General features: G+C 55.0%; 21 protein-coding genes. 6 read left to right on the top strand and 15 right to left on the bottom strand.

Annotated features, from left to right (window positions below; all coding sequences use genetic code 11):
* Positions 1-9: 9 nt before the first annotated feature.
* The 3 genes from glgD to DWZ54_RS10580 all read right to left on the bottom strand — a co-directional run bounded on the left by glgD (position 10) and on the right by DWZ54_RS10580 (position 3,469).
* Positions 10-1,116, bottom strand: coding sequence for a glucose-1-phosphate adenylyltransferase subunit GlgD (gene glgD / locus DWZ54_RS10590; protein WP_118476188.1), 1,107 nt, complete (start codon positions 1,114-1,116; stop codon positions 10-12).
* Between the two features lie 59 nt (positions 1,117-1,175).
* Positions 1,176-2,330 carry a glucose-1-phosphate adenylyltransferase gene (locus DWZ54_RS10585; RefSeq protein ID WP_118476186.1) on the bottom strand — a complete coding sequence of 385 codons (1,155 nt, stop codon included), beginning with the start codon at positions 2,328-2,330 and terminating at the stop codon, positions 1,176-1,178.
* A gap of 533 nt (positions 2,331-2,863) precedes the next feature.
* On the bottom strand, positions 2,864-3,469 hold the full coding sequence (locus DWZ54_RS10580; protein WP_118476185.1) for an N-acetylmuramoyl-L-alanine amidase: 606 nt from the start codon (positions 3,467-3,469) through the stop codon (positions 2,864-2,866).
* A 324-nt stretch (positions 3,470-3,793) separates the two neighbouring features.
* Between DWZ54_RS10580 and DWZ54_RS10575 the strand changes: the two genes are divergently transcribed.
* A complete protein-coding gene (locus DWZ54_RS10575) occupies positions 3,794-4,549 on the top strand; it encodes a DeoR/GlpR family DNA-binding transcription regulator (protein ID WP_118476183.1) in 756 nt (251 codons plus the stop codon).
* Between the two features lie 76 nt (positions 4,550-4,625).
* Here the strand turns inward: DWZ54_RS10575 and DWZ54_RS10570 are convergent, their stop codons facing one another.
* The 6 genes from DWZ54_RS10570 to DWZ54_RS10545 form a co-directional block, all read right to left on the bottom strand.
* Complete coding sequence (locus tag DWZ54_RS10570; protein ID WP_118015612.1) at positions 4,626-4,943, bottom strand: L-rhamnose mutarotase; 318 nt, start codon at positions 4,941-4,943, stop codon at positions 4,626-4,628.
* A gap of 114 nt (positions 4,944-5,057) precedes the next feature.
* The gene (locus DWZ54_RS10565) at positions 5,058-6,401 is read right to left on the bottom strand and encodes an MFS transporter (protein ID WP_118476181.1); all 1,344 of its coding nucleotides are present in this window, start codon (positions 6,399-6,401) and stop codon (positions 5,058-5,060) included.
* 58 nt (positions 6,402-6,459) lie between these two features.
* Positions 6,460-7,278 carry a rhamnulose-1-phosphate aldolase gene (gene rhaD, locus DWZ54_RS10560; RefSeq protein WP_118015614.1) on the bottom strand — a complete coding sequence of 273 codons (819 nt, stop codon included), beginning with the start codon at positions 7,276-7,278 and terminating at the stop codon, positions 6,460-6,462.
* Positions 7,279-7,320: 42 nt separating this feature from the next.
* Positions 7,321-8,556 (bottom strand): L-rhamnose isomerase, encoded by a 1,236-nt coding sequence (locus DWZ54_RS10555; RefSeq protein ID WP_199663354.1) that lies wholly within the window; start codon positions 8,554-8,556, stop codon positions 7,321-7,323.
* Between the two features lie 85 nt (positions 8,557-8,641).
* Positions 8,642-10,048: a rhamnulokinase gene (gene rhaB, locus DWZ54_RS10550; RefSeq protein ID WP_118476177.1), complete on the bottom strand. Its 1,407-nt coding sequence runs from the start codon at positions 10,046-10,048 to the stop codon at positions 8,642-8,644.
* Positions 10,049-10,291: 243 nt separating this feature from the next.
* On the bottom strand, positions 10,292-11,998 hold the full coding sequence (locus DWZ54_RS10545) for an ABC transporter ATP-binding protein/permease (protein WP_233541688.1): 1,707 nt from the start codon (positions 11,996-11,998) through the stop codon (positions 10,292-10,294).
* 135 nt (positions 11,999-12,133) lie between these two features.
* Here DWZ54_RS10545 and DWZ54_RS10540 point away from each other — a divergent pair, with 135 nt between their 5' ends.
* Complete coding sequence (locus DWZ54_RS10540; RefSeq protein ID WP_118476173.1) at positions 12,134-12,823, top strand: sulfite exporter TauE/SafE family protein; 690 nt, start codon at positions 12,134-12,136, stop codon at positions 12,821-12,823.
* A gap of 27 nt (positions 12,824-12,850) precedes the next feature.
* Here DWZ54_RS10540 and DWZ54_RS10535 read toward each other — a convergent pair whose 3' ends face one another.
* The 3 genes from DWZ54_RS10535 to DWZ54_RS10525 form a co-directional block, all read right to left on the bottom strand.
* On the bottom strand, positions 12,851-13,564 hold the full coding sequence (locus tag DWZ54_RS10535; protein ID WP_118476171.1) for a GntR family transcriptional regulator: 714 nt from the start codon (positions 13,562-13,564) through the stop codon (positions 12,851-12,853).
* 116 nt (positions 13,565-13,680) lie between these two features.
* A complete protein-coding gene (locus tag DWZ54_RS10530; RefSeq protein WP_199663359.1) occupies positions 13,681-14,634 on the bottom strand; it encodes a type I phosphomannose isomerase catalytic subunit in 954 nt (317 codons plus the stop codon).
* Positions 14,635-14,853: 219 nt separating this feature from the next.
* Positions 14,854-16,233, bottom strand: coding sequence for an amino acid permease (locus DWZ54_RS10525; protein WP_118476167.1), 1,380 nt, complete (start codon positions 16,231-16,233; stop codon positions 14,854-14,856).
* A 227-nt stretch (positions 16,234-16,460) separates the two neighbouring features.
* On the opposite strand from DWZ54_RS10525, the gene DWZ54_RS10520 reads away from it, so the two are divergent.
* The 4 genes from DWZ54_RS10520 to DWZ54_RS10505 all read left to right on the top strand — a co-directional run bounded on the left by DWZ54_RS10520 (position 16,461) and on the right by DWZ54_RS10505 (position 20,062).
* Positions 16,461-17,099 (top strand): YigZ family protein, encoded by a 639-nt coding sequence (locus DWZ54_RS10520; RefSeq protein ID WP_118476165.1) that lies wholly within the window; start codon positions 16,461-16,463, stop codon positions 17,097-17,099.
* A gap of 106 nt (positions 17,100-17,205) precedes the next feature.
* On the top strand, positions 17,206-18,345 hold the full coding sequence (locus tag DWZ54_RS10515) for a PLP-dependent aspartate aminotransferase family protein (protein WP_118476164.1): 1,140 nt from the start codon (positions 17,206-17,208) through the stop codon (positions 18,343-18,345).
* 32 nt (positions 18,346-18,377) lie between these two features.
* Positions 18,378-19,553, top strand: coding sequence for a MalY/PatB family protein (locus DWZ54_RS10510; RefSeq protein WP_118476162.1), 1,176 nt, complete (start codon positions 18,378-18,380; stop codon positions 19,551-19,553).
* 17 nt (positions 19,554-19,570) lie between these two features.
* Complete coding sequence (locus DWZ54_RS10505) at positions 19,571-20,062, top strand: DNA-deoxyinosine glycosylase (protein WP_118476160.1); 492 nt, start codon at positions 19,571-19,573, stop codon at positions 20,060-20,062.
* On the opposite strand, the gene DWZ54_RS10500 is transcribed toward DWZ54_RS10505, so the two are convergent.
* The 3 genes from DWZ54_RS10500 to DWZ54_RS10490 form a co-directional block, all read right to left on the bottom strand.
* Positions 20,055-20,612, bottom strand: a complete 558-nt coding sequence (locus DWZ54_RS10500; RefSeq protein WP_118015626.1) for a gamma carbonic anhydrase family protein — start codon at positions 20,610-20,612, stop codon at positions 20,055-20,057. The genes DWZ54_RS10505 and DWZ54_RS10500 overlap by 8 nt on opposite strands.
* A 373-nt stretch (positions 20,613-20,985) precedes the next feature.
* Positions 20,986-23,331: a ferrous iron transport protein B gene (gene feoB, locus DWZ54_RS10495; protein WP_118476158.1), complete on the bottom strand. Its 2,346-nt coding sequence runs from the start codon at positions 23,329-23,331 to the stop codon at positions 20,986-20,988.
* A 223-nt stretch (positions 23,332-23,554) separates the two neighbouring features.
* Entirely contained in the window at positions 23,555-26,533 is a 2,979-nt protein-coding gene (locus tag DWZ54_RS10490) for an autotransporter outer membrane beta-barrel domain-containing protein (RefSeq protein WP_233541687.1), read from the bottom strand.
* Positions 26,534-26,635 lie beyond the last annotated feature (102 nt).

Below are 26,635 nucleotides of genomic sequence, written 5' to 3'. Positions count from 1 at the left end.
TGTCCAAACTTAAATCACCACATTCTTTGTTACGATGAGCGGATAATTCTGAGCGCCCTTGAGCCACTTCTCTTTGGTGATCACCACGTTCTTATCGCAGATGACGTTCTCCAACAGAGAGTCTTCCTTGATATCGCATTTCTGCATGATGATCGAATTCTTGATCTTGACTCCTTTCTCGACGGTGACGCCACGGAACAGGATGCTGTTCTCGACCTCGCCGCGAATGATGCAGCCATTGGCGATCAGGGAATTCTTGACCACGGCCGAATCCTTGTACTGGACCGGGACCTCATCCTTGACCTTCGTGTAAATCGAATTATCGCCCATGAAGAGCTCCTCCCAGGTGGAAGGATTCAGCACATCCATATTCGCCTTGTAGAACGAGGCCGTGGAATCGACATGTGCCACATAGCCATCGTGCTCGTAGCCATAGATGTTGTACTCCTTGGCCCGGCGGATGATGCCGTCGAGCAGCAGGTCCTGCCCGCCATGCTCGTATGTGTAGCGGATCATCTCGACGAAGATGCGTTTCTCCATCAGGAAAACATTCATCGCGACCTTGGAACCATCGTAGACGGCCGGCTTCTCCGCAATATCCTCGACGAGTCCGTTCTCCGCCGTCTCGATAACCACATTGTGACCGGTGGACTCCTGCGATGCGGTGTAATAGACCATCGTGATATCTGCGTTCGTATTCTGATGGAAGCGCAGGAGTTCATTGAAATCCATGTTGTAGACGAAGCTGCCGCCCGTCAGCAGGACGTATTTCTGGGAACTGTGCTCGAAGAAATCGAGATTGTAGTAGAAGTTCTTGAGATCTCCCTGGCGTTTCATCTCCTCGCTCTGCGGCGACGGCAGATAAAACAGGCCATCGTGACGGCGCGCCAGATCCCAATCCTTACCGGAACGCAGGTGATCGAGAACGGAACGCGGCTTGGCCGGCAGCATGACGCCCACATTCTGGATGCCCGAATTGACCATGCTCGACAACGTGAAGTCAATCAGGCGATAGCGGCCGGCAAAAGGCAGGGACTCAACGGCGCGGCGCTCGGTGAGCTCACGGATCATACCATTATCTTCCTGGAGATTGATGATTCCCATTACTGTTTTCAATTTTATTCACTCCGATCCTATTGATGTGTTGTAGGGTTGCGTTAAAGGATCAGTCCGCATCAGCCGGCCTGTTTGCTGCCAGTTTCTGCCAATACAGTCTCGCCCGAAGCGACTACCGTAATCGCGCCCTTCTCGCCCGTAACTTTTGCGCCTTCTCCGATCTCGCAGTTCTGTGCGACGATGGCATAATCGACCACAGCATTGTCACGGATGACCGTCGACGGCATGATGACCGAATTGCGGATCTTGGCACCCTTGCCGATGCGCACCCCCGGGAAAATGACCGAATTCTCAACATCGCCGAGCACCATCGAACCTTCGCTGACCATCGAGCGCTTGATGCTGGCATTCGGGCCTACATAATGCGGCGGCATCGAGGGATTCGAGGAATAGATCTTCCAATCGCCATTGAGTTCAAACGGCGGCTCATCCTGCAGCAGGTCCATGTTGGCCTGCCAGAGGCTTTCGATTGTGCCGACATCCTTCCAATAACCGTCGAATGCGTAAGAATACAGGCGTGCCTTGTCGGCGAGCATCTTCGGGATGATGTTCTTGCCGAAGTCGTGGCTCGACGTCTCGTCCTTGGCATCCTCTTCGAGGTACTTCTTGAGGAAGTCCTTGTTGAAAATGTAAATGCCCATCGAGGCCAGGTTGCTCTTCGGCTTGGCCGGCTTCTCTTCGAATTCCACAATGCGGCCCGTCTTGTCCGTGTTCATGATGCCGAAGCGCGAAGCCTCCTCCCACGGAACTTCGATGACGCCAATCGTCGCTTCTGCCTTGTTCGTCTTGTGTGCATCGAGCATCCACGAATAGTCCATCGTGTAGATATGGTCACCCGAAAGAATCAGTACGTACTCCGGGTCAGCCAGATCGATGAAGTTGAGGTTCTGATAGATGGCATCTGCCGTGCCGCGATACCAGTCAGCGCCCTTCTCGCGTGCATACGGCGGCAGGATGAAAACGCCACCCTCTTTCTTATCGAGGTCCCAGGCGCTGCCCGATGCCAGATAATTGTGAAGTTCCAGCGGGCGATACTGCGTCAATACACCGACCTTGTCGATGCCGGAATTGGCGCAATTGCTCAGTGGAAAGTCAATGATGCGGTACTTGCCGCCGAATGGCACGGCCGGCTTCGCGATTTTCTTCGTCAAAGCCCCGAGCCGGCTGCCCTGCCCACCGGCGAGTATCATTGCTAAGCACTCTGTCTTTCTCATAAAAAGTCCCCCTTGGATATCTCTGGACAATGGCGTCTTCCCCTTACATGACGTCCTGCCTGATATATTTATCATAACAGAAAATATTCTGTTAATTTACGTGCATACAGCTCCCTCAGGTCCGCTCCTGCTCCTTCACTGAGTGAAAGGGCCTGTTGCTGTTGGGATAAAACCAAACTTTATAAAAAGAAAACCAAAGATATAACCACAACGTACCATTGCGAACACGATTCCTTACGAACTTCGAAATCTATGTTCGGATTGAAATCCTGCGTACTGGATTTTATAATACATGGATTCGATAAATATTCTGAAACTCCTCCATGGATTTGATTTTTTTATTATTTTTTTTGCAAATTTCTTCTTTATGCCATTCAAGAGCACAAAAATAGGAGTTCCTGCCAATTCCTTGTCTGGCAAGAGCTCCGAGGATATCCATTTTAATTATACAGTATACGTTCTCCGTATTATCCGATAAAAATTGATTATTTTATTATAATGAATCGTTATGTTCCATTACGTTCTCTTTTTTCTCATCCATGAGCGTAAATGCGTGCGGCTCCCGCGATGAGATCCGGCAGCATATCATAAAGATTCTGTCCCGGACAGGCTGTCGCATTGAAATCGCGATGCCCGAAAATCGTGCTGCCATCAGGATTCAGTCCGTAATAACGGCACAGAGCCGCCAGGAGCCGTTTGGCTGAGGCAATCTGTGCACCTTCAGGCATATAATCCTCAAAATTCCCGACCACGTTGACGCCGACCGTATGCGAATTCTCGCCATAGCAGTGTGCCCCGACCGTATTCATCGGGCGGCCTGCTTCAATCGTGCCGTCCTTGCGGATCACGAAGTGATAGCCGATGCCGGCCCAGCCATTCTGCAGATGCCATCTGTGAATCGTTTCAGCCGAAACATCGGCATTCGTGTTGCCGACATGGTGTACGATGATGGCATCCGTCACCCGCCGGTTGGAAAGCGAACGGAAGTTCAGGTAAGTCTGCCGCACCGTCACGCCCGGCAGATCACCGCTGCCATCCTGCCAGGCAGCCTCAGCCAGTTCCCGTCCGAAAAGTCCCGGTGCCAGGGCCAGCCCAGCCCCGACACAAAATATATTCTTGATAAAATCTCTGCGCTTCATCGAGTCATCCCATTCTTTTACAAAACCGTTTTATTTTATCGCGTTTATCTGAAAATCAGGAGAAAAAATCCTGCATTGCGTCGAATTAAGTCGATTCACCAAAAACTAAACAAGATAAAAGATTGTTTTTGATTTGTTCATATTGTATTTCTGCCTGTTCTGACCTATAATAAAAGTAGAACATGCTCTATGACGCGCCGGTTGCAGCGCATCCCTCCCGCCCGGCGGGAGAATAACAGAAAAGGAGGACGTCGCGGGAAAACATGCAGCCTTGCCAGCTGGCAGTCAAACGGCCAGTCACAAGTTTTCCCGGACGGAAGCATCATGCTCGGTTTGGAACGCAGACAAAAAATCATGGAGCTCTTGCGGCGCGAACGCAAGGTCTATGTCGCAGAACTCGCCAAACTCTTTCACGTCACGGAGGAAACTATCCGGCGTGACCTCGAGAAACTCGAAAACCAAGATCTCCTGAGACGCAGCTACGGCGGCGCCGTCCTTTCGGAAAGTACCAGCGAAGACCTCTCCTACACGCGCCGCAGCGCCATCAACAGCGAGAGCAAGCTGTGCATCGCCGACAAGGCCGTCGAGCTCATCCATGACGGCGACACCATCATGATGGATTCGAGCACGACCTGCCAAGCCCTGCTGCAGCAGCTCAAAGGGCAGCGCAACATCACCGTTATCACCAACTCCATCCGCCTCATGAACGATTTCATGAACAGCGGCTTCCAGATGATCTGCACGGGCGGCAAAATGCGCGAGAGTTCCTGTGCCCTGACAGGTTCCACGGCCTATCAGACGCTGCACAACTACTTCGTCGACTACGCCTTCATCAGCTGCAAGGGCATCGATATGGACAAAGGCGTCATGGAATCGAATGAGAGCGAGAGCAAGATCAAAGAAATCATGATGGAACAGGCACGCAAGACCGTCCTGCTCGTCGACCACTCAAAATTCAACAAGACGGCTTTCGTCAAATGCGATGACTTCTCCCATATCCACTGTGTCGTCACCGACGAAGAACCCTCGCGCGAATGGCAGGATTTCTTCCTCGAGCGCCATATCCGCCTGATTGACTGAACGCAAAAAGAAAATCGGTCATCAACCAACAAGCTCCGTTGGCTGATGACCGATCTTTTTTATGGCATTTCCTGGGTCAGGGCAGGAAAAAGACCTGCTGCATCTTCGGCTGTGCGCCGGTCTTTGGATCCATCTCCATGACCATGACATCCTTCATGTACTCATTCCACTTGTCGACGACGGGGCTCTCCGCCTGATATTTCTCCGCGTAAGCCACGCCCTTCTCGCATTCGAAATAGCCGAAGAGCTCATTGCCGACATTCCAGATCGTGTAATTCGAAATACCCGCTTCCTTCAGGACCTGCTTCATCTCCGGCCAGATATGTGCATGACGATATTTGTACTCTTCGAGTTTGCCATCCTTGACCGTGGCTTTCCAAGCAAAACGTTCCATTGTAAATACCTCCTGTTATATGGACCGTATCCGGCCCTGCCTGTCTCTGCCCTGAAAAGAGGAGCCGCGAAGGCTCCTCTCCTGCAGGCAGATTGTATTTGTCCCCTCATGAACTCAGGCCGTATGTTTCGTGGCATTCTGTTCATTCGGCTCAACGAACCAGCCGTCTTTATCGATCTCATTGCCATAACGTTTTTCCGTGATTTCATCGAGCGTCAGGCCGCGGGCATCCGAACCGAAGAACGTGCCGGCAATCCAGCTGACAAAGACAAAACCGATCATGATGATGGCTGCAATCTGGAAACCAACCGTTTCCATGAGAATCGGGACGAGGAAGCCCCAGATGGCGGCCGAGAAACGCGTCACGAAGAACGTGAAGCCCTGTGCCGTCGCACGATAGCGAACCGGGAAGAGCTCCGAGCTCCAGAGCTGATAGAACTGCTGCTGCATCGAGAAGCCCCAGACAATCGTAAAGAAGAAGAGCATCCACATCTGCAGCATATCGGCCGGCAGTGCCCATACGAACCAGCTGATGACACCGAGGCCGGAGAAAATACCGAAAATCTTGCGGCGATTGAATTTATCGCCCGTGTACATGAAGATAAACGTCGTCAGGATGCAGACGGCGAAGTTCAGTGCCGTCAGGAACAGGGACATCGCGTTGGAGAGCTTGCCGACATGCTCGTAGACGTACGGCATGAAGAAACCGTTCGTGCTGGCTGCCAGATTCCAGAGCGTGTAAACGGCGCAGAGCATGACAACCGTCTTGAGGCAGGTACCATGAAGGATATCGGCATAATGGACCTTGCGGACCTTGACGCCCTGTGCCTCAAGAGCCTTTTCGCGCTCATGCGCTTCCGTCCACTCCGAGGACTCCGGCATCTTCAGGCGCTGATACCAGATCCAGGCTGCCACGACAATCAGATGTGCGAAGATGATGCGGTTGCCGAGCAGGCCGAACATGGAGTTGAGCGGGATGGATGCGAGGAAGACGACGACAGGGCCGAGCATCCAGGCCACCTGTGCGGAACCGCAGTGCTTGGCGCGATCTTTCGATGGTGCTTCCTCAGCGATAAACGTCCAAGAAGCGACGACATCGGCACCGACCATGAGGCCGATGATGACGTAGCCGAGCAGGAACATCGGATAGTTCGTAGCCAGGCAGATCATGAGCACGCCGATCATGTAAAAGAGCAGGGCGTAATTGTAAACGAACTTGCGGCCATACTTATCGCAGATCTTGCCGCCGATCAGGGCACCGATGGCCGCGCCGCCGGTGTTCGATGACAGAGCCGCCAGAAGGCCCATCTGCACGCTGCTCATGCCCAGATAATCCTGCCACATCGAAAGGCCGGAAGCACCGGCCACAATGGAACCAGCATCGATGTAACTAATGAGTCCGGCAATCAAGGTTTTCTTCCATGCTGACATATGGTAATCAATCTTGACTCCCAACATGATAAATCCCCTCCTAAAATGCGATGAATCCCGGATTGATATCGGTCGGATATACGGGTCAGTCCAGGAGATCCGTATTGAGATCAATCTTGAAGTCCCGTGCGAGATCCAGGAAGCCCTGGCGCGGGATGGTCTGTTTCTTGCCACCCATCGAGAGCACCTTCACGCAGATCTCGGAAGCCTTCTCGACGGTATCCATGAGGCCGAAGGCCTCGTCGAAGTCATCGCCGCAGACGAACAGGCCGTGATGAGCCCAGACGATGACGCGATACTTTTCCATGAGTTTGACCGAAGCATCGGCAATCTCCTTGCCGCCCGGAACCATCCACGGTACGACGCCGATGCCTTCCGGGAAGATGACGGGGTCTTCGGTTGCCATCTCCCAGAGCTCACGCGTGAACTCCTTGTCCTTGAGCGGCAGCACGAAGGTCAGCGCGATGAGATTCGTCGGGTGCGCATGGTAGATGATGCGGTTCCGGCCGTTCGTCATCTTTTTCTTGAGCTCATGCGCCGCAAGATGTGTCGGCAGCTCGCTCGTCGGGCGTCCGCCGTTGACGAGGCCCCAGACGATGCCGTACTTCTCGCCCTTTTCATCGATTTTGATGAGTGCCACATTCTCCTCGGGAGCCAGCGCGACATTGCGCATGTACTTGCCGCTGCCCGTGACGAGGAAGTATTCACCGGCCAGCCCCGGCACGGTGTTGCCGATGGGCTGCCATTCCCTGACCTCATGCAGCGACTCCCTGACGGCTTCGACTTCCTCGGGTTTGACGCGGTACGTCAGGTTACCGCCATTGCGCTCATGCCAGCCCTTCTGAAAAGCATCAGCCGTCAGGCGCTTGAAGCCCTCCATGAAATTTGATTCCAGAATGTCCATGTTGATTACCTCACTTGTGATTGCTAAGGATTGCCAAGATCTTTATCTCTTGAAAAGAACGTCTTTCTCATATTCCTTGACGATTGGGTACCACTTGCCATCTGCCGGCACATCGTTGCGCTGGCAGAACTCAGCCCAGACATCGCCGAACGGCAGCGTCTTGATTTCCTCGAGGCCCTGCAGGACTCTCGTGAAGTCAGCTGCATCCTGTGCGGCCTTGAGTTCCTTGTTCGGCGTCAAGAGGCCGTAGAGCAGGGCCTTCTGCATGTTGCGCATGCCGATGACCCAGGCCGTGATGCGGTTGATGCTGGCATCGAAGAAATCGAGGCCGATGAAGACCTTGTCGAGGGCATTGCAGCGCACGAGCTCCGTCGCCAGTTCCTTGAGCTCGTCGTCGAGCTTGATGACGTGGTCGCTGTCCCAACGCACCGGACGGCTGACGTGCAGGGCCAGGCTGTCGTTGAAGAGCAGCATCGAGGAAATCTTGTCGGAGACAACCTCGGTCGGATGATAATGGCCCGTATCGAGCAGGCACATGAGTCCGTTCTTCGCGGCGTAATTCATGTAGAATTCATGGGAACCAACCGTGTAGGACTCAACGCCGATGCCGAAGACCTTGCCCTCGACGGAATCCGCGATATTCTTGCGGTCATACTTGACGGACAGGATCTCATCGAGTGATTCCTTGAGGCGCGCACGCGGTCCGATGCGGTCAGCCGGCACATCCTTCATGCCATCGGGGATCCAGATGTTGTCGAGCGCCGTGATGCCGAGTTCCTCGCCGAAGTAATTGGCGATTTTGCGGCAGGCCTTGCCATGAGCAATCCAGAAATCGCGGATATCTTTATCCGGGCTTGAGAGCGTCAGATTGTCCTTGACATTCTTGTGGCTGAAGAACGTCGGGTTGAAGTCTAGGCCGATGCCCTCTTCCTTTGCAAAGTCGACCCAGGCCTTGAAATGTTTCGGCTCGATCTTGTCGCGGTCGACCTTCTCATCCGTGATGCGGTACGAAGCGTGCAGGTTGAGCTTATGCTTGCCCGGGATCAGTGAATAAGCCTTGCGGATATCCGCCATGAGCTCTTCCGGATTGCGTGCACGGCCCGGATAATTGCCCGTCGTGGCAATGCCGCCCGTCAGGGCATCCGAGTCAAAGCCCAGCACATCATCGCCCTGCCAGCAGTGCATCGAGATGCGCACACCCTGCAGCTTCTTCAGTGCCGCTTCCACATCAACGCCGACGGCTGCGTACGCTTCCTTTGCTTCTTCATATCTCGACATAACGATAACCCCCCGTAATTCCTGTTCTGTTTCATTCATTCTGTCAGTTCATTTGCTTTGCAAGATTCTGATTTTTCAAGGTATCTTATTCCACACGCTTGACATCAAACGATTTTGCGACCACCTGGCGCGCAGCCGGCAGATCCTTGAACACCTTGTCCCGCAGCATCTGCGCCATGAGATTGCCGATGGCCGTTGCTTCGACCGGGCCGGCGTAGACCTCCTTCCCTGTCGTCTCCACGAGCAGGTGATTGAGGAATTTGTCCTGGCAGCCGCCGCCGACCACATGGATCGTATCGAACACGCGGCCCGTGACCTCCTGAATCTCCGATACCGTCTCGGCATAGCAGTTGGCCAGGCTCTTGTAGATGCAGTAGAGCAGTTCACATTCCGTTTCCGGCTTCTCCTGACCGGTCTTCTCGCAGTAAGCCTGCACGGCACGGATCATGCTCTCCGGCGCCAGGAAGCTCTCATCGTTGACGTTGACCGTCGAGGTGAAATAGCGTCCGATATGCGCCAACTCGTAAAGCTCCTCGAAGGTGTACTTGTGCTTGAACTCACGGCGCAGGTTCTGCATCATCCACATGCCCATGATGTTCTTGAGGTAGCGGTAGCGGTGATGATAGCCGCCTTCATTGGTAAAATTGTGCTGCCGGCTCGTCTCCGTGCAGTCCGGGATCAGCCGCTCGATGCCCATCAGCGACCACGTGCCGGAGCTCAGATAAATGCTGTCATCGGAATTCGTCGGCACGGCCATGACGGCAGAGCCCGTATCATGCGTGGCCGGCAGGACCACGTTCGTCTGGAAGCCAACGCGCTCGGCCATCTCGCTTGAAAGCGGTCCGACGAGCGTCTTCGGCATGTTGAGCTCGCCAAAAATCTTTGTCGGCAGCCCCAGCATCTCCAGTAGTTCGTAATCCCAATCCTGCGTCTGGGCATTGACGAGCTGCGACGTCGTCGCATTCGTGTACTCGTTCATCGCCACGCCCGTCAGCCGGTAATTGAGGTATTCCGGTATCATCAGGAAGCGTTCGGCCTTCTCGAGTGCCTGCGGCGTCTCCTGCTTGATGGCCATGAGCTGGTAAATCGAATTGAACAGCTGTTTCTGGATGCCGTTGCGGCCGTAGAGCTTGGTCTCTGGTATGACCTTGTAGACCTCCGCATCCATGCCCTTCGTGCGGCTGTCGCGATATGCGACGGTATTGCCGATGACGTTGCCGTTCCTGTCGAGCAGGACGAAATCGACGCCCCAGGTATCGATGCCGACGCTTGCCGGCACGCGGTTGAGTTCCTTGCATTTCCGGAGTCCGGCAACCACTTCATGAAAGAGGTGATCCAGATCCCAGCAGAGGTGGCCATTCTGTTTGACCAGCTTATTCTCGAAGCGGTAAATCTCCTCGATCCGCATCTTTCCTTTATCCATCCAGCCGAGGATATGGCGGCCGCTTGAGGCCCCGATATCAATGGCCAGATAACACGTTTGTCCTGACATACTTCCCAGCCCTTCCGGTTTTTCTTTCTTTTCCTTTATTAACCTTTATTCTTGTCTGTTTCTATGCTTTTATACTACCACAATAATCCACATAAGTAAAGATATTTTTATTGTTTTATTCTTTATTTATCTTTAATTTATCTTTTTTCTTCTTTCCCTATAAAAACACATAAAAAAATATGCACAACTCTGTGGACAAAGTTGTGCATATCTGTATAGCTATGAGAATAAAAGACTACAAAATCAGACGACCGGCACCACGCGCCAGCTGCCATCACCCGAGAGGTGCAGCTCCTCCTGATGCTGGGCAAAGAGCGTCGAACGGTGGCCGACACTGACGATGCCCATCTGCGGGAGCTCACGGCGCAGGAGCTCGTACATCTCCTGCTCGCGCGGCTCGTCGAGGGCCGAGGTCGCCTCGTCGAGGAATACCCAGTCGGGACGCACGAGCAGCACGCGCGCAAAGGCCAGACGCTGCTGTTCGCCGAGCGACAGGATGCGGCTCCAGTCATCGACATCGTCCAGCCGGTCAATGAGCGGGGCGAGCTCGACCTTGCGCAGGACCTCCTGGAGACGTTTCTCCGGGCCCGAAGCGCTCAGGGGATAATAGAGCGCGCGGCGCAGGCTGCCGAGCGGCAGATACGGACGCTGTGGCAGGAACAGGACGCGGCTGCCTTTCTTGACCGCAAGCTTGCCGCTGCCATACGGCCAGATGCCGGCCATCGTGCGCAGCAGCGTGCTCTTGCCGCAGCCCGAAGCTCCCGTGATGAGCAGGCGGCTGCCGGCCGGCAGTTCCACATTGCAGTCGCGCAGGAGCGTGCGCCCGTCGGGCAGGCTAACCGCCAGATCCTTCAGCACGAGATCGGAATCCTCCCCCTGTGCATAAACGATATCGCTCTTGAGCGAGGCAACCTCATCCATATGATGCGTAAAGCCCGAAAGACGATGGATGACGGCTGCGAGCTGAGCGATGGTATCGTATGCCGTGACGAAGTACGAGAGCGCATCCTGCACGCGCCCGAACGCCGAAGCCGTCTGCATCAGGCCGCCGAGCGTCATGACGCCGGCAAAATACTGCGGCGCGGCCATGACGAGCGGCACGATGATGGCCAGCTGGCCGTAGCCGTTGACGTAGAAATTCAGGAGCTTCGTCTGACGCATGAGGTGCCAGTAATTCTCGATGACCCTCGCAAAGCGCTCCGCGAAGCCCGCGGACTCCGGCTGCTCGCCGCGGTAAAACGCGATGCTCTCGCTGTTCTCGCGCACGCGCATCATGTCAAAACGGAAATCCGCCTCGAAGCGCTGCTGGTCGAAATTGAGCCCGATGAGACGGCGGCCGACGAAGTGCACGCCCACGGTGCCGAGCACGGCGTAGAGCAGCGAGAACCAGAACATGTAGCCATAGATCACGAACTCATGGCCGCCGATTGGCACCGTGAAGGCACCGGAAAGATTCCAGAGCACGACGCCGAACGCACCGAGCGTCGTGAGCTGCTTGAGAAAACCCAGCAGGAGCTGCAGCGTCAGCGAGACGAACTGATTGATATCCTCGCTGATTCGCTGATCGGGGTTATCCGTATCGCTCTTTAAAACCTGCAGGCGATAATAGACCTGATTCTTCATCCAGCGGCCGATGTAACGGTCTGTCATCCACGTACGCCATTTGATCTGCAGCATCTGCCGCAGGTAAATGGCATAAACAGCCAGGATGATATACAGGAAAGCCAGCCCCGTGAACTCGCCGATGAGCGGCCAGAATGATTCCGACTGATACTGCTGCAGCGCATTGTAAAAGACATTATACCAGCTGTTGAGCCGTACGAGCAGATACACCGAAGCAAAATTCAAGACGATGACGAAGGCCAGGAGGCCACGAGCCTTCCACTTCTGTTCCGAGCTCCAATAGCCGCGGAACAACTGCCAGAAATTGCTGAGAAATTTACGTTTCAATCTATCACATCCTTGATGAACAACAGTATATCCCTTTCCACCCCATCCCGCAAGGGCTGCCCTGTCCCTGCCGCATACTTTATGATAGAATAGGAACATGTACAATGTATGAAATGTATTTAGGAGGGAAACTTCATGCTTCTGCTCATCGGCGCTATCGTCGCCGTCATCCTGCTGGCCCTGCTCTATCATTACATCCCGAGCCGCAAGGTATTCTTCTGCTTCTTCGTCGTGCTCTGCCTCGCGAGCGCCGTCGTCTTCTTCGCCTGGCCCAGCACCCGGCACCATGCCGAGAACACCATGAGCCCCGAGGAACGCTACGCCCTGATGGAACAGCAGCAGACCTTCGCCGACTGGTACGAAAGCTACCAGAAAGACATTGACAGCCTTGACCACAACTGGCAGTGGTACCATCAAATCCTCGAGAACTTCAAGGAAGACAACATCAGCATCCAGACGACCTACCTGCGCCTCTCCCAGCTCGAACAGGACAGCCAGCAGCTGGCAGACCGCATTGAAAAGCACACGCCGCCGCTCTCGCTCAACGACTCCTGCTACGATGAAGTCACCGAAGTTGTCCGCAAGACCCATGAATACGCCGAAGCCCAGCACCGCGCCATCGCCCTGACACGGGCCGCCGCGGACCCCGCGAACCTGCGCAGCGACGACCAGGAAGAACAGAGCCGCCAGCTCCAGGCCGTCATGATCCGCGAATCCCCCGCCGGCCTCTTCATCGCCGACGAGATTGCCGCCATCCGCAGCTACCTCTCCCTGCCCGATGAGCAGGACGGGGCAACACACACACAGGAAGAAAATCCATCATGAGGTCAAAGACGTCGCATCCGCTGCAGCTCAGCGAATGCTGATGACACGGAATGCCTGCTCGTCACCGCGATGGTGAATCCGGGAGTAGGCAAATGCGCGGCCGTCATCAAGGAATGCGATCTGCTCAACCTCCAGGATGGGCAGGCTGCCATGCTCGATGTCAAGCAGTTCTTCCTCCTGCCCAGTCGGCAGCAGTGCACGAATCAGGCGATGCGCTGACTGAATCCGGAAATGAAGATGCTGCTCGATGTACTGATAAATCGAGTGCTCGAGGATATCCCGCTTGATTCCAGGAATGAGCTCGATCGGCATCTGCGTGTACTCAACTACGACAGGGCGTCCGTCCAGCCGACGCAAGCGCACAATATCATAGACAAAATCATCCGTCGCAATGCAAAGTTTTGACGCAGTCTCAGGCTCCGGATGAATGATATCAAAGCGCACGATTTCTGTCGTGACATCATGACCGGCAAAACTCTTGGAAAACCCGGAAAAATGGTCTGCCATGCTGATTTCACAGACATCCTCATGTGCTAGGCCTTTGACAAAAGTGCCAGCGCCGCGTCTCTTCACGACCAGCCCTTCCTTGACGAGCTCATCAACAGCCTTCTTTATGGTAATGCGGCTGACACCGTAATGCTCGCACATCTCCCGCTCCAAGGCGAGCTGCGCGCCGGATTTATAGATGCCCGTCTGGATTTTTTTTCGCAAATCCTTTGCGATTTCCTGATATTTAATCATACCCTCATCCCTTTTTACTACGTTTGAAAAGGCTGACTGCGCCAGAAGCTGCAGTCAGCCTTTTTCTTTTCTCTGTCATCTGTCCAGCAAGCAGCAACGGCCATCGGCCCCAGGGTTCAGACCTTGCTCAGGATCAGGATGGCCTTGCCGGAAAGCGTGTAGGCGCCAAGACCTGCGGGCAGGAACGACGATTCGCCCTTTTTGAAGCTCAGCTCCGCCGCGCCGGCCTTTAGTGTCACTTCGCCGTCAAGCACCGTGAAGCTCTGGAACGAATCCCTGCCTGCCGTCAGATGGCTCGTGCCGTCCACCTCGAGCTCGTACACCGTGAAATACTCGCACGAAGCCAGCAGACGTGCTTTTGTATCCGCAAATATATCGATGACAGCCTCAAGCTGCGGCCGCTCCCTGACGGGCTCAAGACTCGTGACATCGATGGCCTTCCTGACGTGAAGCTCGCGCGGCCTGCCATCCTTGCCGACACGACCGTAATCGTAGACACGGTATGTCGTATTTGAATTCTGCTGAATCTCGCAGATGATGATTCCCTTGCCGATGGCATGCAGCGTCCCCGACGCGATGAAGAAGACATCGCCCTTGTGCACCGGCACCTGATTGCAGACCTCCAGCAGCGTATTATCGGCAATGCGGCGCTCAAACTCTTCCTTCGAGATCTCGTGCTTGAAGCCATAAATAAGCGTTGCACCCGGCTCGCAGTCGACGATGTACCACATTTCGGTCTTGCCAAACTCGCCTTCGACGCGCATCGCATAGCCGTTGTCCGGATGCACCTGCACCGAGAGATTGTCCTTGGCATCGATGAGCTTGATGAGCAGCGGGAAATACGGGAACTTCTTTGCATGCTCGCCGAGCACCGCCGGACCGGCCTCATCGAGATACGACTTGAGCGTGCGGCCCTTCTCCGGGCCATTCGCGATGATGCTCATGCCGTCCTTGTGGCAGGCGAGCTCCCACGATTCCGACACCTTGTCGAGATCCGTCTGCTTGCCATAATCCGTCTTGAGTTTCGTGCCGCCCCAGATATAGTCCTTGAGCGGTGCCTGCAATTTCATTGGATACAAAACCGTCATCCCCTATTCCCAACTGACCAATTAATAAAACCGAGCATTTTAAGCCTCAAACTGTTTTTATTATATGAAAAGGATTTATCTATGTCAATAAATGTTATATCTTTTTAAAGTTAAAGATAACAATCATAAAATAAAAACAGCAGCCCGAATCCAAGAAGAATTCAAGCTGCTGCTCGCTTGTCATGAAAGCGTAAACTGTTTTCAGTGGAATACCCGGGCTGCACTGGCCGCACGGCGGCGCTGGCGCAGACGATAGCAGGCCATCGGGATCAGGAGCATCGGCAGGCCGGCATAAAGCGATTCCCGGAGATCCGGATCAAAGACCATGACGACGAGGCAGAATACCTGCGCCCAGATGCCAAAGAGCGTCACGTACGGAAAGAACGGCGTCTTATAGCGAAGCTTGCCCACTGTTCCTGCAGCGATGCGCTGCTTGCGGCTGCGGTACTGGCTCCAGCAAATTGAAATCCAGGCAATGGCGCCCGTAAAGCCCGAAACCGCGAGCAGATACGTGTAAAGCGCCGAATCCGGATTGAACGAATAGAGCAGGATGACGGCCCAGCAGGCACAAATCGAAACGAGGATGGAACGCGACGGCATGCCGTTCTTGTTGATGTGACCGAGCGTGTGCGGCGCCATATCCATGCGGGCCAGCGCATGCAGGGCCCGTGCGGCACCGTAAAGGCCCGAATTCGAGCATGAGATAGCGGCCGTCAGGATGACGAACGCGAAGAATGCACCGAAGTGCGTAAAGCCATACTGCGAGACAGCGGCTGCAAAGACGCTTTCCTCCAGAGAAGCCTGATCCCATGGCAAAATCGAAATCAGGAGGGAAATCGGGATGATGTAGAGCGCGATGATGCGCCACGTCACATTGCGCACGGCAATCGGGATGCTCTTTTCCGGTTTCTCGCATTCCCCGGCTGCCAGGCCGATAATTTCCGTTCCCTGGAAATTGACGAGGATGATGACCATGGTCAGCACGATGGACCAGTAGCCATTCGGTGCAAAGCCGCCGCCTCCGAGCAGGACTTTCGTACCGATGTACCCCTGATCACCGATGAGGCCAAGACAGATGAGGCCCGCCACGATGCTGAACGCACCGAGTGCTATGATCTTGATCAGGGATAACCAAAACTCGCTCTCGCCGAACTTGTCGACATGAAACAGATTCAGGATTGTCACCAGGAGTCCGAAGAAGACAGCCCACCAGAGCTGACTGACTTCCGGCAAGAAATGATTCATGATGATGCCAGCGGCAATCATCTCCGACGGAACGTACGCCACCCAGGTCGTCCAGTAGGCCCAGCCCACTCCACACGCCCAAGTCGGGGAAATATGCTCCTTTGCGTACGTGACAAAAGAACCCGAAACCGGCTTATCGACAGCCAGTTCCGCCAGGCAAAGCATGACGCACAATACGATGACGCCACCCAGAAGATACGCAAGTATCGCAGCTGGGCCTGCTTTTTCGAGGACATACCCCGTACCGAGAAAATAGCCACTGCCGATGACTCCGCCGAGGGAAATCAGCTGCAAATGACGATTTTTCAGCCCTCTGTTCATTTTCGACTCGTTCATGACCTTAATAACACAACCTTCCCAGTGCCGCTTCGATCTGTGATTTGTATAGCAATGCCATCCGCGACACTTCCATTATTTCTACTAAAGGATACTACAAAACGAATCGAATTACCATAGCTGAGGAAATTAAATTTTAAGAAAACGCTTCCCATGGGCCGCCCTATACATTTTGAGGCATTTCATACTATAATAATGTAGAAAATGACAACGAAAGGAAGTGCCGTATGCAAGCATATCGTACCATACAGGAAACAGACGACTCGCTCGTCACGAATTACGAAATCCAGAAATCCAAATTCATCACGCACCTGCGCCACGTCGAGACGGAGGAAGAAGCACGGGAATTCGTGCAGGCCATGAAAAAGAAGTATTTCGATGCGCGCCACAACTGTTCAGCCTGGGTACTCGGGCCTCGCGGCGACAAGCAGAAATCAAACGACGACGGCGAGCCAGGCGGCACGGCCGGCAACCCCATCCTCGAAGCCATCAAGAAGAACGAGCTGACCGACGTCGTCATCGTCGTCACGCGCTATTTCGGCGGCATCAAACTCGGCGCCGGCGGGCTCATCCGCGCCTACGGCCACGCAGCCGTACTCGGCATCGAGGCCGCGACGCGCATCGCCATGACGCCGTTCCAGGAAATCGCCGTCACCGTCGGCTACGATCTGCTCGCCACGGTCGAGCACTGGCTGCGCCAGCAGGAGATCCGCCACGGCGAGAGCGATTACGGTGAAGCGGTCACACTGCATCTGCTGGTGCCGCCCGAGGACGTCGAAGCGCGGCTGACAGAGCTCACCGATCTCACGAGCGCGAATTTCCGGGCGGAAAAGGGCGCACGCTCCCTCGTACCCCTGCCCTGCTGAAATGCCAAAACCGCAATTGACATCTCCTTTCCAAGCCCTTATAATATAGCTAACATTTCATACTTGTTTAATATGCAAACGGATATCCAGCGAAAAGGAGCACATCATGAAAGATTTTTCCCTCGAAGTACACGGCTGTCATCAGTATGATGCGACCGGCGCCATCAGCGATCCCATCTACCTCTCGGCCACCTACCGCCACCCCGGCTTCAAGCAGAGCACCGGCTACGACTACGGCCGCGTCGACAACCCGACGCGCCATGAACTCGAGCTCACGCTCGCCAGCCTCGAGCGCGGCGAACGCGCCTGGGCACTCTCCTCGGGCATGGCCGCCATCAACATGGCCCTGCACCTGCTGCAACCCGGCGATCACATCCTGCTTTCCGAGGACCTCTACGGCGGCACCGTACGCCTCATCAACGACATCTACAGTGCCTACGGCCTGACCTGCGACTACGTCGACACCTCCGACCTCGCTGCCACGGAAGCAAAGATCACGGACAAGACGCGCCTGCTCTTCATCGAGACGCCGTCGAACCCGATGATGCGCATCAGCGACATCGCGGCACTCGCAAAGCTGGCCCATGCACACCACGCCCTGCTCGCCGTCGACAACACCTTCCTCTCGCCGCATTTCCAAAAGCCCCTGACACTCGGCGCCGATATCGTCGTACAAAGCGCGACGAAATACCTCTGCGGCCACAACGATATCATCGCCGGTGTCATCGCCATCGCGGACCGCAACGCCGATTACGGCCAGAAGCTTGAGCTCCTCATCAAATCCGAGGGACCGAACCTCTCGCCAATGGATTCGTGGCTGCTGCTACGCAGCATCAAGACGCTCGGCATCCGCGTTGAACGTCAGGAACAAAATGCCCAGAAGATCGCCGAATGGCTGACCACGCAGGAAAACGTCACGGACGTCTACTACGTCGGCCTGCCCTCGCACCCGGGCCATGAGCTCCAGCAGCGTCAGGCCACGGGCAACGGCAGCATGATCTCCTTCAAGGTCAAAACGCCGGAACTTGCCAAGGCCATGCTCGAACGCATCCGCCTCATCGCCTTTGCCGAAAGCCTCGGCGGCGTCGAAAGCCTGCTCACGTATCCGCTGGCCCAGACCCATGCCGAGATGCCGCAGGAACTCCTGGCGCGCACGGGACTTGACGACCGCCTGCTGCGCCTTTCCGTCGGCATCGAAGACGCCGAAGACCTCATCGCTGACCTCAGCCAGGCGCTGAACGGCTGATTGCCACCGCCGAAAGAAAGAGAGGAATCCTCATGACCATAAATTTTGATGAAATCATCGACCGCCGCGGCACCTCCTGCCTCAAATACGACTTTGCCGTCGAGCGCGGCTACCCCAAAGACATCCTGCCGTTCTGGGTCGCTGACATGGACTTCCGCACGCCGCAGCCCGTCATCGACGAACTCACGCGCCGCGTCCAGCACGGCATCTTCGGCTACACCGATCCCAAGGAATCCTATAAGGAAACCATCGTGAACTGGATGACGGAGCATCACGGCTGGACGCCGAGCACCCGCGCCCTCATCATGACGCCGGGCGTCGTCTTCGCCCTGGCCGCTGCCGTGCGCTGCTTCACGAAGCCAGGCGACGGCGTGCTCCTGCAGCAGCCCGTCTACTATCCATTCACAGAAGTCATCGAGCAGAACGGCCGCCAGCTCGTCAACAGCCCGCTCGTCCTGAAGGACGGCCATTACGAAATCGACTTTGCGGACTTCGAGCAGAAAATCAAGAGCGGCAACGTCAAACTCTTCCTGCTCTGCAGCCCGCACAACCCGGCTGGCCGCGTCTGGACGAAGGACGAGCTGCTGCGCATCGCTGAGATCTGCGCACGCCACGACGTCCTCATCGTCGCCGACGAGATCCACCATGAATTCGTACGCCCGGGCTTCCGCCATACGGTGCTCGCCTCCCTGTCCCCGGGAATCGCCGCGCGCACGATTACCTGCACCTCGCCGTCCAAAACCTTCAACCTCGCGGGCCTGCAAGTCTCGAATATCTTCATCGAGAATGACAAGCTGCGCCGGAAATTCCGCGCCGAGGTCCTCGCCGCCGGCTACAGCCAGCCCAACGCCCTCGGACTCTTCGCCGCCCAGGCCGCCTACGAGCACGGCGGTGAATGGCTCAAAGAACTCCTCGCCTACATCGAGACGAACTACCAGAAAACGAAGGCCTTCCTCGCGGAAAACATGCCGAAAGTCAAGCTCATCGAACCCGAAGGCACCTACCTCCTCTGGCTCGACTTCTCCGCCTACGGCCTCAGCGATGAAGAACTCGACGACATCATTGTCCATAAGGCCAACCTCTGGCTCGACAGCGGCCACATCTTCGGCCCCGCCGGCTCCAACTTCCAGCGCATCAACATCGCCTGCCCGTGGCAGACTCTCGAAAACGGCCTCGAACACCTCAAGGCCGCCTTCGCCAATCGATAAGAAAGGACTGACCCCCGATGCTCTGTATCGGCTTTCCGCCGAGCATTGACGACGCCTGCCACACCCTGATCCTCGGCTCCATGCCCGGCGTCAAATCGCTGCAGGAACAGCAATACTACGCCCACCCCCAGAACCGCTTCTGGCCCATGATGGCCACGCTGCTCGGCGAAACACTGCCCGCCGCCTATCCCGAAAGGCTCCGGATGCTCCTGCGCCACCACATCGCCCTCTGGGACTCCATCGGCACCTGCGAGCGCGCCGGCAGCCTCGACTCCGCCATACAAAATGAGCAGGGCAATGATTTCACTGCCCTGCTCCAAACGTATCCAAATCTTCACACCATCTGCTTCAACGGCGGCAAATCCGCCCAGGCCTTCAAGCGCTTCAATAAAGACCTCTTGAAGCGCCAGGACATCGACTTCCACGCCATGCCCTCGACGAGTCCGGCCAACGCCCGCTGGCGCATGCCGATGCTGCTCGAAGCCTGGGGTGCCGTCATCGTCAGATGATTTTTTCCCCGTGGTAGCGCTCGCCCTCGATATCGGGCTTCACGCCGTATGCGATGGCCCACTCACATTTATACTTGATGGCCTGCGCATGGATTGTCGCGATGCGGTCCTGCGTGCGCACGACCTTGCCCGGCACGCCGACGACCAGCGAATTCTCGGGGATCACCTGGTTCTCGCGAACCAGCGCCCCCGCCGCAATGATCGACCCGCGGCCGATCTTCGCGCCCGTCAGCACCGTCGCGTTCATGCCGATGAGCACATGGTCCGCAATCTCGCAGCCATGCACAACGGCGCCGTGGCCGATTGTCACATAATCCCCGATGATGCAGGGATTCTCATCGGCCACATGCAGGCAGACGAGATCCTGGACGTTCGAGCATTCGCCGACCTCGATATAATTGACATCGCCGCGCGCCACGACACCAGGCCAGAGGCTCGAGAAGCGCCCGACGCGTACATCGCCGGCCAGGAAGACCTGCGGTGCGACGAAAGCTTCCTCATGGATTTGCGGCTTCTTGCCCTGAAATTCATCCGTTGCAAGCGTATACATAAGACCACCCTTTCCAGCAAAAATCATACTTCCCCTTCATTATAGCAAAAAGATTTTTCGTCGGCTATAGAGTCCGGTTCTTTCATCTGTTTTTCAGATACATCCCGTAATTTAGAATTACAGCATGATTAAAGAGACATCTTTAAGCAGGCGCTACCGTTCTACCCCCAGCCTTTAGCGACAGGAGGTTCTATGATTCCGTCTTATGTCTGGCTCGTTCTGGCCGTCTTCGTCACCGCGTTTTTCTTCTATCTGGAGACACGTGACGTAGAAGATTGATCGTGCAAGCGCAAAAACGCGCCTGTGACCGCAAATGCGGCACAGGCGCGTTTTTTGATACCATAATAATATAAAACTGCCTGAAAGCAAATCATCAAAGCAGCGAACCGATCGTATGGACGAGGAACGAAACGATCCAGGCGACGATGCACTGGAACACGACAATCCAGACGGCCCAGGCCGTGCCAAGCTCCCGCTTGACCGAGGCGATTGCCGCAACGCACGGCGTGTAGAGCAGGCAGAACGCCAAGAGCGACGCGGCCGTCAGCGGCGTCAGCACCGTATTGAGCGATGTCGTGCCGAAAAGAACCGTCAGCGTCGAAACGACGCTCTCCTTGGCCATGAAGCCCGAGATCAGCGCCGTCGAAATGCGCCAGTCACCGAAGCCAAGCGGCGCAAAGATTGGCGCGATTAAACCGGCCACCGAAGCCAGGATGCTCTCCGAAGAGTCCGTCACCATGTCAAGGCGGAAATTGAACGTCTCGAGGAACCAGATCACAATGGTCGCGACAAAGATGACGGAGAACGCACGCTCCAGGAAGTCCTTCGACTTCTCCCAGAGCAGCTGGCCCACATTGCGCCAGCCCGGCATGCGGTAATTCGGCAGCTCCATGACAAACGGCACAGCCTCTCCCTTAAAGATACTGTTCTTGCCGAGAAGCGCGATGAGAATGCCCACGAACATCGCGCCAAAATACAGGATGATCATCGGCAGTGCGCCGTAATCGCCGAAAAACGCCGCAATCAGCAGGCCGTAAATCGGCAGTTTCGCCGAGCAGCTCATAAAAGGCGTCAGCAGAATCGTCATGCGGCGGTCGCGCTCCGACGGCAGCGTGCGCGTCGCCATGATGGCCGGCACACTGCAGCCGAAACCGATGAGCAGCGGTACGATGCTGCGGCCCGAAAGGCCGATCTTGCGCAGCCATTTATCCATGACGAAGGCGATGCGCGCCATGTAGCCCGTATCCTCCAGCAGCGACAGGAAGAAGAAGAGCGTCACGATGATTGGCAGGAACGAGAGCACCGTGCCGACACCCGTGAAGATGCCGTCGATGACGAGCGAATGGATGGCCGCATTGACCTGCCAGGCCGAAAGCTCCGCATCCACCACATCCTGCAGCGCGCCGATGCCCGCCGCCATGAGGTCCTGCAGGCCCGCACCGATGACGTTGAACGTCAGGTAGAAGACGATGCTCATGATGGCGACGAACGACGGGATGGCCAAATACTTATCCGTCAGCACCTTGTCGATGCGGCGGCTGCGCTCATGCTGGCGGCTCTCGTGCGCCTTGTGGACCGTGCGGTTCACCAGATTCTCGATGAAAGAAAACCGCATGTCGGCGATGGCTGCCGCGCGGTCGAGCCCGCGCTCCTTCTCCATCTGGCAGATGATATGCTCGATCATCTCTTTTTCATTCTGGTCGAGCTGCAGCGCCTCGATGACGCGATGGTCACCCTCGACGACCTTTGTCGCCGCAAAGCGCAGCGGGATGCGCGCATCCTTTGCATGGTCCTCGATGAGATGCATGATGCCGTGCAGGCAGCGATGCACTGCGCCGCGATGGCTGTTGGCATCGCAGAAATCCATGCGCCCCGGCTGCTCCTGATAATGCGCCACATGCAGCGCATGCTCGACGAGCTCCTCGATGCCCTCGCCCTTGGCCGCCGAAATCGGCACGACCGGAATGCCCAAGAGCGACTCCATCGCGTTGATATCGACCGAGCCGCCGTTGCCCGTGAGCTCATCCATCATGTTGAGCGCGAGCACCATCGGCCGGTCGAGCTCAATAAGCTGCAGCGTCAGATAAAGATTGCGTTCGATATTCGTCGCATCAACGATGTTGATGATACCCGTCGGCTGCTCGCGCAGGATGAATTCACGCGAAACAATCTCCTCATCCGTATACGGCGACATCGAGTAGATGCCCGGCAGGTCTGTGATGAGCGTATTGCGGTGATTGCGGATCGAGCCGCTCTTCTGATCGACCGTGACGCCGGGAAAATTGCCGACATGCTGGTTCGAGCCCGTCAGCTGGTTGAAAAGCGTCGTCTTGCCGCAGTTCTGGTTGCCCGCGAGCGCAAACGTCAGCAGCTGATTCTCCGGCAGCGGATTTTCCCCCTGCCGCACATGGTAACGTCCGCCCTCGCCGAGACCCGGATGATCCGTCGGCTCATGCGTCATTTCCGCCTTTTTCTGCTGCGGCAGGTCCTCCGCCTCGAGCATCTCGACCACGATTTTCTTTGCATCATCGACGCGCAGCGTCAGCTCATAATCATGGATGCGAAATTCGATTGGATCCCCGAGCGGCGCAAACTTCACCAGCGTGATATGTGCCCCCGGGATTACGCCCATATCAAGGAAGTGCTGCCGCAGCGCCCCCTCGCCTCCGACTGAGCGCACCACGGCGCTCTCGCCGATATTCAATTCATTCAAATGCATTTGACTTTCTTTGCCTCCATGTAAATCTCCTACATACACAATTTAATTGTACTCTAAAATTCACATCTTGCAAACCAACATGTATGCAGAGTATTTCCCGCACCAAAACAGTGGCAAAGCATCTTTTGTGATAAGTTATAAGATTCTTTATTTCCTGATATCCATACGTTATTACACACAAAAAGCCATGCAAGAAAGTTTCCTGCATGGCTGTAAGGCAAAGTCAGAACTGCCAGTTGATGCCGGCTTCCATGGACCAGGTGTGTTCGATTTTCGGACCGAAGGATTTATCACAATTGAGGAAGGCATACGTATCCTTGTTGAGATGCGTCGTAAGGCCGAGTCCTACATCATACCAGCTGCCGTCATTATGACCCGTGACGTTCATTCTGCCCGTCATGTCCTGCGCAAAGATGTCCTGATTGCCGAGGAACTCGTGCAGGAAGTCCGCGCTGATGTAGAACGTCGACTGCTTACCAATATCCTGTCCGAGACGGAAACCGAGGCGGCTGATGAAGCTGTCCGTGCCGGCCAAATGGACGCGGGATCCCTGCGTCGTATGGTAATCCGTGCTGCCCAGATACGTGTACTGGGCCTGTGCCTGCGGTTCGATGTACCAGGAAGAGGAGAGCGGCACCTTGCGTCCGTATTCCAGGCTCAGTGAATAATAATTGTTGTGGTAATCGCCCTGCACCGGCATGCCGTTATCCTGCAGCAAGTTGAATTTATTGAACAGGCGGCCGTATTTGGCAACAAGGTCCGTGTAATGGCCATCGTTGCCAAGTCGCGTATCGTAGAACCAGGCACCGTAGCGCTTGACATCGCTGTTGCCATCCAGTTCCTTATAATCGGCACTGCCGTTCATCAAATCAAAGGCTGCGCCCTGAATATGCCGGCCGGAAGCCGTTTCCGCGCGCGTCCAGTCATACCCGAGCTCTGTCATCGTGTTCCGGGCGTCGTACAACGCTTCCCGTCCCAGGCGGTCATGACGCACACGCGCCCACATGCCGTCGCCGTCTGCGCTGTAGCGGGCTTCACCAAGGCGCTTGTTCAGCGTATCTGTATAAATGCCATAGACAGCATCCGTGTAGTCCAGCTGGCTGGATTTCTTGATAATCTTGCCACTGTCAGAAGGCATGAGCACCGCTGTGTCAATAAACCAGTTCGTCCCTTCCTTCACCGGGTTTTCGATGGTTTCGGTCTTCAAGTATTCCGGCAGGAGATTCCCTGCATCATCAGTGGTCTGCTTTCCTTCCTGTGAAGCCTGGAAGATTTTATCCTGATCCGGAGCTTCCTTGGTAAAACCTTTACCGGAGAAGACAGCTGTTACATAGTCGTTGCCGGGCTTGTAGGTACCCACACCATTTTTCCCGCCGTTGAATTTTTCGTTCACTGCTGTATTATCGGGATTGAACTTTTCATTTTTCACTTTCAGAGTGATATTGTTGACACCCTGATTATGGACCAAGCTCACATCGAATTTGGCAGCCGGATCCCGTTTATAGTCATCCCCGCCGGTGGTGGCAAAGCGGATGCCCTTCAGTTCTTCCACTTTGGTATCCGGCTGGAGATAGGCCTGGATGTGCTGGACCCCGGACTGGCTCAGGTCCTTGACATAAATCATATCGGATTTGGCCGCATCCTTGGAAAAGTCCATGAGGAAGGTGCCGCCCTCCCCGGTAAGTTTACCGATACTCACGGATACTCCATGGCCCTTCCGAGTATCCACGAGACCGCCATGATTGAAATCCAGCGAGGTAATGAAGCTCTTGCCCCGGGTCTGCCATTTGCTGCCGGGATCCATGGTCAGGTTGATGGTGCCGGCATTCAGACGGGGGACGCCGTATGTAACATAGGTATAATCGTCCTGCCATTTCCAATTGTACAGCTTGCCCAGAGCAGATTTATTCATATCGGAAGACACATCCACCTGCCGGGGAGTCAGCTGTCCGGCAGCGTCAAAATCTGCATAATCATCGGCCTGGCCTTCAAAATAACTGCCATTCTGAAGATGGAGATTCACGGTGCCTCCATCTTTGGCATAGACATCCCCGTACAGTTTCAAATGGCCGTCCATGTTGATGCTCCCGTATTGTTTATCTTTGAGGAATTGAATGGTCGGCTCCAGACTATCCATAGATTCCTTCGCATATTCTCTTTGCCCTTCATTAGTTTTAGCATCTTCATATTGATTTTTATAATATTTATATGCTACTTCATCTTTCAGCAGTTGATTCCCTGCGTCTGCCATTACATTGCCATTGATGGTATAGTTTCCATCGGGATTGTTTAAATTAATCTTTCCATAGAAAGGTCCTGCAATGGCAAGCTGCTGCAGAGTCGCTGACTGGTAATCCGGGACAGAAGCGGTATACAACCCGGCATACTTATTTTCTTTTCCCGTCATATTGATGTCTGCATTCTCCACATTGACCACACCCATGCCGCCGTACAGGCCTATGGACAGATCCCCGCCATGGATATCCAAGATTTCCAGATCATGGAAATCTGTGTGGCTGTCATCCATATCCATGCCGGAAACTTCATACAAGACAGCACCAACAGCCGATCCGTTGGTGGAAGAAACGTTCCGAATCTGAGTCTTCCCGGTGACCACAAAAGGGATGTCCTGGCCCTTTTCATCAGGATTGTCATAGTCAAGTAATATCAGATTGTTCCCCAGTCCAAAAGCCAAAGTCCCATCTGAGCTGTCCGTGGTATTGGCAATGTTCTCAACAGTCACATTGGTCTTGCCTCCTTCTGTATAGGGAGACAAATCGGCAGCGCCGATAAAAGCACCGTATACCTGCTGTGCCGTATCGGTGGTCACTCCATTTACACGGAGCCAATCTGTTTTTAGATGATTCTGCACATATTTGTGATGGACATCATCTTTTACCGCCATCGTGTATAGTCCATTAAGACTCGTCGCTGGGTTGTCTTTATCAGAAGTGACACCGCTGATGGAAATAACCGGCGCCGCCCAAGAAGAACCCTGCAGTTCAACTGCATTATCTATTGAAGCATGGAGTCCTTCCCCCGTTGGAGCTTGGACGATCAAATTGGAAATCTCAATGCCGTTTTTCCCTTCCAGAGAAGACTGGATGCTTTCCACAGGACTGTTTTCTACAGGGCTTTTGCTATCCGGAATTTTACTGCCATCCAGGAAAAATTTATCCGCTGTGATGTTACTGTCTTCCATCTTCAGTTGTTCCTCCAGCGTCCAGTCCCCTTTTGTCAGTATCTGACCCTTAACCGTTTCGGCATATACCGGCAGACTCGTCCCGAGTGTCAGGGCCAGCAA

The organism is Mitsuokella sp. AF33-22 (assembly GCF_003475755.1).
GTDB lineage: Bacteria > Bacillota > Negativicutes > Selenomonadales > Selenomonadaceae > Mitsuokella.
Note: the sequence above shows the minus strand (reverse complement) of the source record. Positions and strands in the feature narration are given on the sequence as shown.